This is a genomic window from Dyadobacter sp. CY323, assembly GCF_021390245.1.
Lineage (GTDB): Bacteria > Bacteroidota > Bacteroidia > Cytophagales > Spirosomataceae > Dyadobacter.
This window is the reverse complement of sequence record NZ_JAJUXH010000024.1, coordinates 46,125-60,310: the sequence shown is the minus strand read 5'-3', so window position 1 is coordinate 60,310 and position 14,186 is coordinate 46,125. Positions and strand designations below refer to the sequence as shown.

5 protein-coding genes are annotated in these 14,186 nt (G+C 48.4%); 2 read left to right on the top strand and 3 right to left on the bottom strand.

Annotation, left to right across the window (positions count from 1 at the left end; genetic code table 11):
• Positions 1 to 38 precede the first annotated feature (38 nt).
• From LZG72_RS25410 to LZG72_RS25400, 3 genes are all read right to left on the bottom strand, one after another.
• The gene (locus LZG72_RS25410) at positions 39 to 4,169 is read right to left on the bottom strand and encodes a two-component regulator propeller domain-containing protein (RefSeq protein ID WP_233877956.1); all 4,131 of its coding nucleotides are present in this window, start codon (positions 4,167 to 4,169) and stop codon (positions 39 to 41) included.
• A gap of 132 nt (positions 4,170 to 4,301) precedes the next feature.
• Positions 4,302 to 6,119, bottom strand: a complete 1,818-nt coding sequence (locus LZG72_RS25405) for a RagB/SusD family nutrient uptake outer membrane protein (protein ID WP_233877955.1) — start codon at positions 6,117 to 6,119, stop codon at positions 4,302 to 4,304.
• Positions 6,120 to 6,138: 19 nt separating this feature from the next.
• Complete coding sequence (locus tag LZG72_RS25400; protein ID WP_233877954.1) at positions 6,139 to 9,330, bottom strand: TonB-dependent receptor; 3,192 nt, start codon at positions 9,328 to 9,330, stop codon at positions 6,139 to 6,141.
• 511 nt (positions 9,331 to 9,841) lie between these two features.
• On the opposite strand from LZG72_RS25400, the gene LZG72_RS25395 reads away from it, so the two are divergent.
• Both LZG72_RS25395 and LZG72_RS25390 read left to right on the top strand, forming a co-directional pair.
• Positions 9,842 to 11,005 carry an efflux RND transporter periplasmic adaptor subunit gene (locus LZG72_RS25395; RefSeq protein WP_233877953.1) on the top strand — a complete coding sequence of 388 codons (1,164 nt, stop codon included), beginning with the start codon at positions 9,842 to 9,844 and terminating at the stop codon, positions 11,003 to 11,005.
• 3 nt (positions 11,006 to 11,008) lie between these two features.
• Entirely contained in the window at positions 11,009 to 14,158 is a 3,150-nt protein-coding gene (locus tag LZG72_RS25390) for an efflux RND transporter permease subunit (protein WP_233877952.1), read from the top strand.
• The last annotated feature ends 28 nt before the right edge of the window (positions 14,159 to 14,186 follow it).

Sequence of the window (14,186 nt, the reverse complement as noted above, 5' to 3'; positions counted from 1 at the left end):
TTTGAGTTGAAAAATTTAATAAATGATTTAGTTGAGGATTAAGCTTTTTCCAGGTGTTGTTCCGCGTACATCGTTGGCGATACCCCGTATAATGCTTTAAATGCAATTGAAAAGCTGTTTACATTGGCAAATCCAACTGCAAAAGCGACTTCTGAAACGGTCAATCCTTTTACGGTCATCAGTTCCGCGGCCTGTTTCAGCCTGATGTTGCGGATCAGGTCACGGGTCGTCAGGTTCGTGAGTTCTTTGAGTTTTCGATGTAAATGCACCCGACTGATGCCGATTTCATCCGAGATCATTTCCACACTCAGCTCCGGGTTTGCCAGATTTTTATCGATCAATAAATGTACTTTTTCCAGCAGCTTTTCTTCCGAAGCTTTGATATTTACCTTGGAAATAAACTCCTCCTGGTACTGCTGCTCGTTCTCATTGTTTTTCAGGATCTGTCTGTTTTTAATCAAACCTTTAATGGTTTTAACGAGTATCTCTACATTAAAAGGTTTGGTAATGTAGGCATCCGCACCTATTTCCAGCCCTTCTGCGTTCGTTGATTCTGCTGTTTTCGCAGTCAGCAAAATAATGGGGATATGGTTAACCAATGGGTTCGCTTTCAACTTTTTGCAAAGCGTCATTCCATCCATGACCGGCATCATCACATCGCTCACGACCAGATCGGGAGCTTCCTTTAATATGGCTTTATACGCTTCTTCGCCATTGGCATATGCGAAAACCGCGAATTCACCGGACATTTCATCAGTTAAATAATCGCAGATTTCGGTATCGTCATCCACAATAACCAATCGTTTCAATTTTTTCTTCTGCTTGATTTTGAAACCATCCCCCAATGCAGATTCCAATAACATGTCGGGTGCCGTAATGCGCGGGTGAACTGGATGTTCCTGATCCGCAATTACACTTTCCACGGGCATTACTATAACAAAGCAACATCCCATTTCTGGCCTGTTTTCTGCCCGGATCTTGCCGCCATGCAACTCTACCAGTTGTTTCACCAGATGCAGGCCAATGCCCGTTCCGTGCCGGTTATAGTCGCGGTGATCTTCCGATTGGTAAAAACATTCGAATATCCGTTCCGTTTCGTTTTGGTTAATAAAGGGTCCCGAGTCTTCAACGGCGATGGTCAATTCCGGTCGGCCATCCTTCACATCGGAATGTTTAATCGCCAGTGCTATCCGGATTTTTCCGCCTTTTGGTGTGAACTTAAATGCATTGGAAAGCACATTGATCAGCACTTTATCGAAATTGAGAGGATCAATGTTCGCATAGATCTTTTCCTCCGGAGCGTCGATTACAAATTCAATCTGTTTTGTATTGATCTGTTCCTCAAACAACAAACAGATTTCTTTAATAAAATCCACCATTTCCACATTCGAAAATTCCAGCGACATCAGCCCTTTTTCAATCTTCCGGATGTCCATCAGCTGGTTAACGAGGTCTAATATACGTTTGGTGTTCCGACCCATGATCTCGTACAAATGCATGCGCTCCGCATTGTAGTCCAGGTTCATCAATTTTTGAAGCGGACTTACCACCAGTGTCAGCGGGGTGCGGATTTCGTGCGCAATGTTGATGAAAAACTGCAGCTTGGCCTCATTCACTTCTTCACGCCGCAGGTGTACCAGCATTTCCTGCTTGGCCAATCGCCTGTTTTTCATGGTTTTAAAAAAGTAAGCGGCGGCGAAAAGCGTTATGAAGGCATATGACAACCATGCCCAGGCGGAAAAGTACCAGACCGGATGTATGATAATGGTCACCCGGTTTTCCTCAGAATCTGTTTGGTTGGCTTTTGCTTTCAGCCGGAACTGGTATTTGCCCGTAGCCAGATTATCGAAAGTCAACCGGTTTGTGCCCGGCCGGAGTGCCGCCCATTCGTTATCATTGATGGCATACATATAGGTAACCCGCTCCGCATCCACGAAATCCATCGTTGAAAATTCGAGACTGAACGAATTGTCGTGATGGGCCAGATGAAATTCCTTTGCATTGCTCACCGTGGTGTCCACGATCATGTAACCGCCCGATTTCATGCCTTTTTTTACAGTTTTATCATGAATGTAAAGATCTACGATCCGAACTGCCGGACGCTTGTTGGAAACGCGTATTTCTTCCGGTTTGAAAAAGGTAATCCCATTGATCCCGCCAAAGTAAAACTCTCCATTCCGGGTGACCATCGAAACACCCTGGCTGAATTCATTTCCCTGTAACCCGTCCGCAGAATAAAAGTTGATAAAGGTGCTGGTCTCCAAATCCATCTTCGACAAACCGCGGTTTGTACTCAACCATAAATTTCCGGCCCGGTCGCCGCGCACCGCGCCCACATAGCTGCTCGGCAGGCCATGCTCAATGTCAAACGAAGTGATCTCTTTCGTCGACCGAACGATTTTTTTCAACCCCTGCGAAGTCCCCGCCCACAAATTGCCTTTGTTGTCGTCAAACAATGAATAGATCGCCACGCCTCTCAGCAGGCTGTTCACTCCGAATGTCGAGACAAAGCTTTTCGTATCCGGGTCCAGACACGCAAGTCCATTAAAAGTGCCTATGAACAACTTATTGTCTTTTGAAACCAACAGGCAATTCACCCAGCTGTTAGGAAGCACGTTATCGCGCGGCTGGCTCAGCCTTTCATTCAATGCATCGAAGTGTTCGACAGTTCCTGAGGAAAGGTCCATGCGAAAAATACCGGATCCCATGGTGGCGATCCAAAGTCTTTTCTTTGAATCTTCCTTGATGTCGAAAACCCGCTGAACATTGTCGCCGTTCTTGTCTACCAACTTGTCAGAATAGGCGAACCTTCCGGTTTTGCGGTCCAGTTTCGACAATCCGCTCAGGTAAGATCCGATCCACAGATTTTTATCCGAATCCTCAAAAACCGTCATCACATTTTCGGGCGCAGAAGCCTGGTCTTTGGTATGCGGATAATGGATACTCAACTTATCCCCGCAAGGTAATGCGTACAAACCATCGTTGTCCGTCCCCACCCACATCGTGCTGTTACTATCTTCAAACAATGCCCTCACCGTACTGGAACCAATGGAATTGTTACTCGCAGATTTATAACCCATGTAGCCAAACCGGTTTGTATTCACTCCGAGGAGCAGCAAACCCTTTTGAAAGATACCCAGCCAGGTATTCCCGGATTTATCCTGGAAAATGGAATACACCTTCGATTTTGTAAAGTCAAAACTGTTTACGTTGGGATTCAGATTGACGATTTTTCCCGAACCGGAATCGAAGTATTTCATTCCTGCCCCACTCGTACCGATCAGTATCTGTCCGTTGTCATTTACTGCCAGATCGGCGATCCGGAGATTGCCGGGTTCATTGTTGGGAATGGGCAAAAAACCGTCATTTGTGGGGCTATACTGGTATAATCCACTCACCATATTACCGGCAAAGATGCGGCCGTATTTGTCCTGGCAAAGGTTGGTAACGATGTTGTTCTGAATCTTTTTTGAATGAAAGTAAGATTTGCGTGATGTTAAAGATGCATCGTCAAACCGGTGCAGGCCCCGATCCTCTGTCGATACCCAAAGATTACCGTCGTTGTCTTCGAATAATTTGATGATCATATTACTCGGCGTCTTGATGGCTGATTTTTTAGCATAAAGCCGAGAACCGTTTTTTTCGAGCCTGAATATTCCGTGCCCGGACGTGCCTATCAAGATATCGCCGTTTTTTCGCTGGCAGATCGTCAGTACCCGAACATTCGCAACGCTGCTTCCATGGATCATAATGGGGATGGTCCGGAAAGAATCCGTCGCCTGATCGTAGTATTGCAGGCCATTGATGGAACCGGTGTACATTCTTCCCGATTTATCCTCAAACAACACATGGATCAGGTTGCTCGATACACCCGTACTGTCGCCATTGGCCTGCCGGTATGTTGTAAATTTGATCCCGTCAAACCGGTTCAGCCCATCTTCTGTGGAAACCCATATAAAACCGCTCCGATCCTGATGAATATCGGTGACCATACTACTGGACAAGCCATTTTCTACGCTGAAAAGCTTCGCAGATTGTCCCATTGCAGAAGACAGGAAACACAGCCACACAATCAGCATCTGTACTCCCCGATTTACAAAGACTTTTTTGCTTTTTATAAATGACGTGTACCCGTTTTGCCCCATACCTGCCTGAAAAATAGTCTGCATTTTTACTACCATCTGATAAAGGCAGCGCATTGAATTAACTCACTGTTGTAACCGAAATAACCGGCGCAGTACAGTTATCGGACAAGCCGGAAACCTGCCAGAAAAGGCAAGCTTCCGGTTGGTCCGCATGGATTAATAGCCTGGGTTTTGTTTAATACCCGGGTTCTGATCCAGTACATTTTGAGGAATGGGGCTCATATACTGTTTCGGCTCAAACTTTACATTGTATTTTTTCTCCTGCTCAACTGTGTAGACCCAAACGCCTGAGTTGTTGGCTGGTACCGAGTTGCGGATCACCATGTTATGCCGGGGCTTGCTCATCACGGCAGCCGCAGTCGCCAGGCGCTTGTTGTCCAGGAAACGTTTGTCTTCAAAACACAATTCAACCCTTCTTTCCCTCGCAATGGCGGTTCTCATCGCATCTTTGGAAAGGCCGGCAGGTAATGCAGGCAGCTCGGAACGCGCACGTACTTTGTTAATGGCGTCATATACCGATGCATCCGGACCGCTGGCCTCGTTTTGGGCTTCCGCAAAATTCAGCAGGATTTCGGCATACCGGAAAAAGATGTAGTTCTGGCCACTCGCATCGCCGCCGGGTGCCGCGTCGGGGTTCAGGCGTTTTTTCTGATAATATCCCGAATCGCCCACATCGGTCTTTCCGGCAAGATCAATCTGGTTGGTCCGGTCCGGGTTTGGGTAGGTGAGATCGATGCGGGTATAAATGGTATCTGCGCGTGGCATCCAGTCCAGTTTATACACTGCTCCGTCGTGCACGATGGCGTCATAAAACCTTTTTTCACGGTTTAAATAAGGCTTTTGAGGATTATATCCCGAAGCCGGGTCGGTGATCGGCTTTCCATTGGCCATGGCAAACTGGTCCACCAATTCCTGTGTGGGATTGTAATTTCCCCACGACCGGTATTCTCCCAAAACATACGTAGGCCCGCCGCGCTGCTCATAGCTCGAACCCATGCCTCCCACATTCGCAACCACCTGACGGTCCCAGATCACCTCGGAGTTGTACTCGTTACTGACACGGAAAATGTTTTTGAGGTCAGCAAACAAGTTGTATTTCTGGCCATTGCCATATTTGTCGATAAATTCTTTATTCGTCGCAGCAGCTTTCGCCCAGCGTGCCGGATCGTTGGTCCCGAAATGGACAAACTTGCCGGGATCGGACAGGTATGGCGTTGCCGTGTTGAACAACGGACTCGCCCCAAAAAGCTCGATCCAGCCTTTTACAGCCAATGCGGATCCCAGCGTTGCCCGGCCTGCATCTTTGTCAGACACACTGTATTTCACTGCAAGAAAACCATTCTTCACAACCTGATCCAGTTCGGTAACAATGAAATCGAATGTCTCCTGAAATGTTTTCCTCGGTTGCAAAAGCTCTTCCGGGCTCATTGTATTTCTGTCCAATGGAACTGTCAGGATCGGGAGACCGCCGACGTGAACAAAAAATTCGCTGTAAAAGAATGCGCGCAAAAACCGGGCCTCATCAATCCGTTTGTTATAATACGCCTCGGAAAAATTGGCTTTATTTTCTGTCAGTTTCTGAATGAACGTGTTACATTTCCGGATGCGGACGAAAAAGTTTTGCCACGTATAGCCATAAGTCGGCCCCTGCGTTCCGCCCCACGGAGTATCTGTGCTGCTGGACGGAATTTGTGTAACGCCCTGGCGCCAGTTTGAGGCAGTATAATAGTGACTGATGTTGTAGTCATCCGTAAAATAGTCGAGTGTCTCCGTCTGGTTCAGCTTATTCGGGATTTCACTGTATACATCGTTGAGAAACACATCGGCATTTGTTTCAGACTCCCACTGCGTTTGGTCGGTAAGATTAGCCTTGTTGGCGTTTTCCAGAAATTCGTCCGTATCGCAGGATACTGGCAGTACAAGCATCAAAATGCCCATACCTATGATTTTAAAGTAGTTTATAGCAACTTTCATTTGTATCGTATTTTGAGGTTTAAAAAGTCAGATCAATTCCAAATGTGCTCGCCTTCATCACAGGATATGCGGTCTCACGATCGGTATAGCCCATTTCCGGGTCGATGTGTTTGATTTTGCTGACCGTGAAAAGGTTTTGCGTCAGGAAATAAACCCTCGCATTGCTGATTTTCAGTTTACTTAAAACGGATTTTGGAATCGTGTACCCGATACTCGCTGTTTTCAGGCGCAGGTAGCTGGAATTGACCCACCAGAAGTCCGAATCTTTCGTATTGTTTGCATAAGGTGCAGGCGTCGATCTCGGATATTTTGCATTCTGGTTTTCAGGTGTCCAGCGGTTGTCGAAATATTCGTAGGCCGTGTTGCTTCCGTTATTTTCAAACGGTACGGTCATAAACTGTCTCACGCTGATGCTGGATTTTCCGGATCCCTGGAAAAACAGGCTCAGATCAAATCCTTTCCAGTTCACACTGGGCGTAAGGCCGAACGTCAGCGCAGGATAAACCGGATTTCCGATCACAGTCAGGTCAAAATTATCAATGATGCCATCCGGGTTACCGTCCGGTCCGCTCAAATCGGCATATTTAATGTCCCCGGGGTGCAGATCACCGAACTGCACGACGTTGTATCCGTCAGCGCCTCCGACAATGCCATCCCCGTTTTTGTCATCCGAAGATTGAAACAACCCGAGCGATTTAAACCCGTATGGTGTACCAAATTGCCTTCCCACTCTCGTGCGGTTCGGGTTGTTGGCTTCTGCGTCGGTCTGGAAAACTTCAAGCATCCGGTTGATCGAGTAACTCGCATTGGCATTCAGTGAAAAGTCCAGGTCTTTGGCGATCCTTTTACGGGTTCCCAAATTAATCTCAACCCCATTGGCGCTCATTCTACCTTTATTTTCCTGTGAAAGTGAAAGTCCGTATTCAACCGGCAACGTCACTTGCGGCGCCAGCAGCATCCCTGTGCGGGTTTCGTGGAAATAGTCGAATTCTACCGTCAGCAATGAATTCCACATGCTCAGGTCGAACCCAATGTCTGTTTTTGTTGAAATTTCCCAGGTGATCTTGGAATTCGCTTCACGCGGCACTCTGGATGCCTGGACCAGCGTTCCGTTTCCAAATGCATAGGCCGCACCTCTCAGGTCATATCCCGACTGGTACTGAAACGGACCTCCCGCCAGCATACCCGCCTTACCCCAGGAACCTCTGATTTTTAACTCATCAATAAACCGGTGGTTTTTCATGAAACCTTCTTCAGATACCCTCCACGCGGCAGAAAACGCCGGAAAATATCCCCATCTTTTGCCCGGAGCGAAATAGTAGTGCCCGTCATAACGTCCCGCGGCTTCAACGATATATTTGTCTTTATAGGTGTACCCTACTCTGTATACGTAACCCAATTCGGTACCTGTGGACGAAATACCCGCATTGTCGTAATCCAGCTTGTCTGAGCTGCCAAAACTCAGCTCATCAATGCCGATTGCAAAATTATTACGCCGCGTCGCCATAGAATCGGCCCTCGTTTTACGCATTTCCATCACCACCAGCCCGGTTATCGCATGCGCCCCGAACGTGCGGTTGTAATTGAGGTACCCCTGATAGGTGAAGTTTACCCGTTTTTGATTTTGTAAACCAAGCCACCTGAAAGGCCGCCCGTTTCCTTCCTGAAGAGAAATGGCTTCCGTATAGGTGTACGGTTTTTGGGAAAGGTCGATTTTGTGATAAACAAAAGGCACATGCCACAATTTCACATCCTGCTGCCATGGATCATAGCTGAACACCGCTTTGGCACTCAGGCCTTTCGCGATTTGCTGCTCCACGAATAACGTCCCGAGCAACGTATTTCCATTGGTCCGTCTGTAACCCGGCGACCGCAAAACCCCGATCGGCGTGCTGGCGGAAGATTCGCCCCATTTATCTCCCTCGGGATAAATGAGACTTTGGGTAGGCAAAAACTTGTAAAAGCTTCGGAACAAGTGCCCGGAGGTGGTTTCATCCGCATCGACATCGTTTGTGTTTTCAACGCTTCCGAACAGCGACATCCCTACCTTCGTCGTTTTCGTAGCCGCCATTTCGAGGCTCAGATTGTAATTATAACGTTTGTATTTCACCGGATCGAAAATCCCTTTCTGATCGAAATAGCTTACACCCGCGTGATATGTGATACTTTCTGTTCCGCCGCTTAACTCCACGTTGTGATTCTGTACAGGTGAATTCTTATTAAACACATCCACAAAACTGGAATTTGGGTACTTCCACGGATCGTCTGCGTGCAGCTGGTCGTAATTACTGACCATTCCCGGATCGTTCGGAAGGCTCGTCCCGCCGGGCGTCTGATTGAGATAAGCCTCGTTTTGCAGGGCCATATAATCCTTCGCGCCAAGCATTTTCGGCAGGTACGTAGGATTCTGGAAACCATACGATGAACTGATCCGGGCTTGTGGTTTTCCGGTTTTGCCCCGCTTCGTGGTGATCATTATTACCCCGTTTGCCCCACCTATCCCGTAAGGTGCCACGGCTGCCGCATCTTTTAAAATCGTAACCGTTTCAATGCTGGCCGGGTCAACCTGCCGGATATTATCCCTCCTGACGCCGTCCACGACCACAAGTGGTTTGTTGTTCCCCGTCGTGACGATCCCGCGGATGTGGATATCCGGATCGTCTTTTCCTGGTTGCCCCCCATTTGGCCGCATACTTACACCCACTACCCTACCCGCGAGCGACTGCGAAATGTTGGGAGCTGGTACCTGTGCAATGGCGTCGCCTTTGATACTGCTGATGGAGCCGGTAACCGTCGCCTTTTTTTGCGTTCCATAACCGACGACCACAATCTCTTCCAATGCTTTCGTGTCCGGTGAGAGTACCAGGTCCAGCTTCGTAAGGTTTCCTACCTGCATTTCCTTAGCCAGATAGCCGACAAACGAAAACACCAAAACGTCCTGATCATTGACGGATTCAAGGTTGTAAATGCCGCTCACATCGGTGGTAGTTCCGCGGGTCGAGCCTTTGATCGTTACATTAACACCTGGAAGTTCCTGTCCATTCTCATCGGTAACCTTGCCGGTGATCTTTTTCTCCAGCACCACCACCGAAGGATTTTTACCACCGCTGGCGTGTGTCGGGAAACCCGTCGCCGAACTGTCCGGAGATCCTACAATGTATGTTAATTGTAGAAATGACAATTGTAAAACAAGCCGTAATTTTCTTTTCATAATGAACATGAATAAAAGGTTGCAGAATTTAATTAATTGTGGATCACTTCAAGAGATCGTTTTAGCAGATGATCTCCACCGAAAAAAGGCCTAATTCTGAATGGGGATTATCTCATCCCCGGGGTTGTGGTTTAATTGCGGATTATCTTCGGGACAACCGAGCACAAATATATATTGTCAAAGTACAATTCATTCGCATTCCATGTTACAAAAACCATCATTTATGTTACATTTTTAAGATAATTCACCACTTTTTCGAGGATTGATGGGCTTGTCCGGCACCTCAGCACCCGGATCCCATAGGAACTGTGTCCGTACAGAGTTTGGTAACATTTGCTACCTGAATCACGCGTTGGCATTGGCACGGATATTTACAACGTGAATAATTATTGTACTACATTCTCGTACAATACGAGCTGCCGACCTACACCAGAATCCTTGCATGGTCCGGCCCCCGAACAGAGCCGCGTCTGTAAATCCGATTGACTTCACCCTTATCCGACGAACCAATATGCATACCTCGGCACAGCTTCCACGGATCGCTTTTTTGCTGGCTTGTTCCTTTTTTAGTTCCTGCCAGGATGCTCAGAAGGATAAAGGCAAAACAGCGGAACAGATCAAAGACTACCCCGTTCTGACACTAGCACCCAGATCCATTACCACAAACAGCGAGTATCCGGCGACGATCGAAGGCCAGCAGGACATTGAGATACGTCCCAAAATCGATGGGTTTATTGAAAAGATATTTGTGGATGAAGGCGCCACTGTTAAAAGAGGACAGCCCATTTTCAGGATAAATGCCCCGCAGTACGAGCAGGAAGTGAGGACTGCGGAAGCGAATATTAAAATATCACAGGCAGACGTAAATGCGGCAAAAATGGGTGTGAACAAAGTGCGGCCGCTCGTCGAGAAGAACATCATCAGTAAATACGAACTGGAATCTGCCGAATTCACATTAGAAGCAAAACAGGCGTCACTCGCGCAGGCGTATGCGGCTTTGTCCAACGCACGCACCAATTTGGGATACACCATCATAGCCAGCCCGGCGAACGGGATCATCGGCTCGATACCCTACAAAATCGGCAGCCTCGTCAATAGCAACACCCCGGAACCGTTAACGACAATTTCCAATATCGGGAACATTTACGCTTACTTTTCGATCAATGAAAAGCAGGTACTGGATTTTTCCAAAAACACGAAGGGAGCTACGACGCAAGCCAGGCTGGCCACCATGCCGCCCGTTTCACTGGTACTGGCCAATGGGACCGTATTTCCTCAAAAAGGCCGGATCGAAACGACGAGCGGTTCCATTAACACCGAAACGGGATCCGTACGGGTCCGCGCGACTTTTCCCAATCCGGGAAGCATCGTCCGGAGTGGAAGCAGTGCGATTGTCCGCATTCCGTCCCGCCTCGACTCCGCCATTGTTATACCTCAAAAAGCGACTTACGAAATACAAGGTAAAAAATTTGTGTACCGGGTAGCGGCAGACGGTTCGGTGAAAAGCGCGGAAGTGGGTGTGAGAGAGAATAGTGACGGCCAGTTTTTTATCGCGCAAAGCGGCCTTGCCGCCGGTGACAAAATTGTCCTGGAAGGCGTCGCGTCCCTGCGTGAGGGTGCTAAAATCCTTCCGAAACCGGTTGCAGCTGACAGTGTTTACGCTCAAAAATTGTAGGATATGTTTAATCGCTTCATTGATCAGCCGGTACTGTCTACGGTCATTTCAATTCTCATTGTCATTCTCGGAATTCTCGGGCTGCTATCTCTTCCCATTGCGCAATACCCCGAAATCGCGCCGCCAACGGTAGTCGTTTCCACATCCTATCAGGGTGCCAATGCGGACGTGGTGCTCAACAGTGTGATCGTACCGCTCGAAGAACAGATCAACGGGGTTGAGGATATGACTTATATGACTTCTGCTGCGGGAAATGATGGCACGGCACGCATTACCGTGAATTTTAAGCTTGGTACCGATCCGGACCTTGCATCTGTGAACGTGCAGAACCGGGTCGCCCGCGCTACTGCTCTCCTGCCGCAGGAGGTAACGCGCTCCGGTGTGACTACGGCCAAAAGCCAGAGCAGTAACCTGGTGATATTTTCACTTTACAGCGAAAACCCCGCTTATGATCAGACATTTTTACAAAATTATGCGGAGTTAAACCTGGTGCCGCTGATCAAGCGCGTGTCGGGAGTTGGCGAGGCAAATGCGTTTGGCCGAATGGATTATTCGATGCGGATCTGGCTGAAACCGGATGTAATGGCGACCTACGGGCTCGTTCCGTCGGACGTGAATGCGGCGCTTGCCGAACAAAATATAGAAGCTGCGCCGGGTCAGTTTGGTGAGCAGGGATTGCAATCATTTCAATATGTAATCAAATATTCGGGCAGGCTGAAAGATGCGGGCGAGTTTCAGGACGTGGTCATTAAAGCAACGCCGGGAGGTCAGATACTAAGGTTGAAAGACATCGCGCGGATCGAGCTGGGGGCCATGAGCTATGCCAGCAGCACCACTACCAATGGTAACCCGTCGGTGGGTGTGGCCATCAGCCAGACGGCCGGCTCCAATGCGAAAGAAGTCATCGAAGGCAGCTTACTGGTACTCGACGAGGCGGCTAAAACCTTTCCTTCCGGCATTAAATATGTCACCCTGATCAATGCAAACGACTTTCTGGATGCTTCTATAGAAAAGGTGATCCACACGCTTATTGAGGCGTTCATCCTGGTCTTTCTAGTCGTTTTTATATTTCTGCAGGATTTCCGTTCTACGCTCATTCCCGCGATCGCAGTTCCGGTGGCTATCGTTGGTACTTTTTTCTTTCTGCTGCTTTTTGGTTTCACGATTAACCTGCTCACACTTTTTGCATTGGTACTCGCCATTGGTATTGTGGTCGATGATGCCATTGTGGTGGTGGAGGCGGTCCACGCGAAACTGGACGCAGGCTATACTTCGGCGCTGAAAGCGACAAAAGATGCAATGAGTGAAATCTCGGGCGCCATTGTTTCCATTACGCTGGTTATGGCTGCGGTTTTTGTTCCGGTTAGCTTTATCGAAGGTTCTGCCGGGGTATTTTACAAACAATTTGGTCTTACGCTTGCCATCGCGATCATCTTATCCGCGGTGAATGCACTTACACTCAGCCCGGCATTATGCGCCATTTTTCTGAAACCACACCAGGAAGACGCCAATCATAAAAAGAATATTTTACAACGGTTTTATGGATGGTTCAACCGCACATTTGACAAAACGACGCAGCGATACAAGCAGTCCGTCTCATTCCTGATCGGAAAAAGCTGGTTGTCGGCATTGATTATCCTGGTATTTGCGGGATTGTTCTACTATCTCATGCAAACAACTCCCTCGGCGTTTGTGCCCGGTGAGGATACCGGCTCCATTATGGCCGATATTGCATTACCGCCATCCGCATCCACCGAAAGAACAGATGCCCTCACCAAGCAGGTAGAAGCGATAGCCCGGACTATACCGGAAATACAGAACATTCTGAAAATAACCGGGCGGGGCATGATCAGCGGCGTCGGAAGTAATTACGGAATGGTTGTGATGAGGCTGAAACCCTGGGCCGAACGCGGCGGAGAAGGTCAGGATGTGCAATCGCTGATCGGGAAATTATTTGCCAAAACGAGCGGAATCAGGGACGCGAAGATCATCTTTTTCGCCCCTCCTACCATTCAGGGATTTGGTACATCGGGCGGATTTGAGTTTCAACTGCAAGACAGGAGCGGAGGCGAGATTGCGCTATTTTCAAAAGTCGGGAACGACTTTCTTGCAGCATTGAGTCAGCGTCCGGAAATCCAGTACGCGTCTACGGCATTCAATGTCAATTTTCCGCAATATCAGATCGATGTCAATGTGGCCAAAGCCAAAGTGGCGGGAATTACGGTGAATGACATTATGAGTACCATGCAGGGATATTATGGCGGGGTATATGCGTCCAACTTCAATCAGTTTGGAAAACAGTTCCGTGTCATGTACCAGGCTGAGGCGGCTTCGAGGGCAAATCCCGAAGGTCTGAGCAACATTTACATCCGGAATGCAAATGGACAAATGGCACCGATTACCGGATTTATCACCTTGAAAAGAGTGTACGGTCCACAGTCCATTTCCCGGTTCAATCTTTTTACTTCCATCGGGGTTACCGGCTCGCCGAATCCCGGTTTCAGTTCGGGTGACGCCATTAGTGCCGTGCAGCAAGTAGCGGCCGAGGTACTTCCCGCAGGATACGGCTACGAATTTTCGGGGATGACGAGGGAAGAAATATCGGCGGGCGGACAAACCGTCCTGATTTTCGGGCTTGTACTTCTTTTCGTATATCTGCTGCTGAGCGCCCAGTACGAGAGCTATATCCTTCCGTTTGCAGTGTTACTGTCTCTGCCGATCGGTCTGGCGGGCGCATTCATCTTTGCCAGCTTGTTTGGCATAACCAATAACATTTACCTGCAGATTACCTTGATTATGCTGATCGGTCTTTTGGCAAAAAACGCCATTCTGATCGTGGAGTTTGCAGTAGAACGAAGGCGGCACGGTATGTCCCTGATCGATGCCGCCATTGAAGGTGCACAGGCACGGTTGCGCCCGATTTTGATGACCTCATTTGCTTTTATTCTGGGTTTGGTCCCATTAATGCTTTCCACCGGCGCGGGCGCAATCGGAAACCGCTCCATTGGTACCGGCGCTGTCGGGGGCATGCTGATCGGAACGCTGATCGGGGTTTTTGTGATTCCAGTCCTGTACATCGTATTTCAATCATTACAGGAAAGGATCAGCGGCCCGCCAAAAGGAATGGCAGATCAAAGTCATTTAACCCAATAAAACCCGGCAAAAACAAATCGCACACAAG

Coding starts and splice junctions, on each gene's coding strand:
- LZG72_RS25410 (WP_233877956.1), bottom strand. CDS start 4,169: ATGCAGACTATTTTTCAGGCAGGTATGGGGCAAAACGGGTACACGTCA.
- LZG72_RS25405 (WP_233877955.1), bottom strand. CDS start 6,119: ATGAAAGTTGCTATAAACTACTTTAAAATCATAGGTATGGGCATTTTG.
- LZG72_RS25400 (WP_233877954.1), bottom strand. CDS start 9,330: ATGAAAAGAAAATTACGGCTTGTTTTACAATTGTCATTTCTACAATTA.
- LZG72_RS25395 (WP_233877953.1), top strand. CDS start 9,842: ATGCATACCTCGGCACAGCTTCCACGGATCGCTTTTTTGCTGGCTTGT.
- LZG72_RS25390 (WP_233877952.1), top strand. CDS start 11,009: ATGTTTAATCGCTTCATTGATCAGCCGGTACTGTCTACGGTCATTTCA.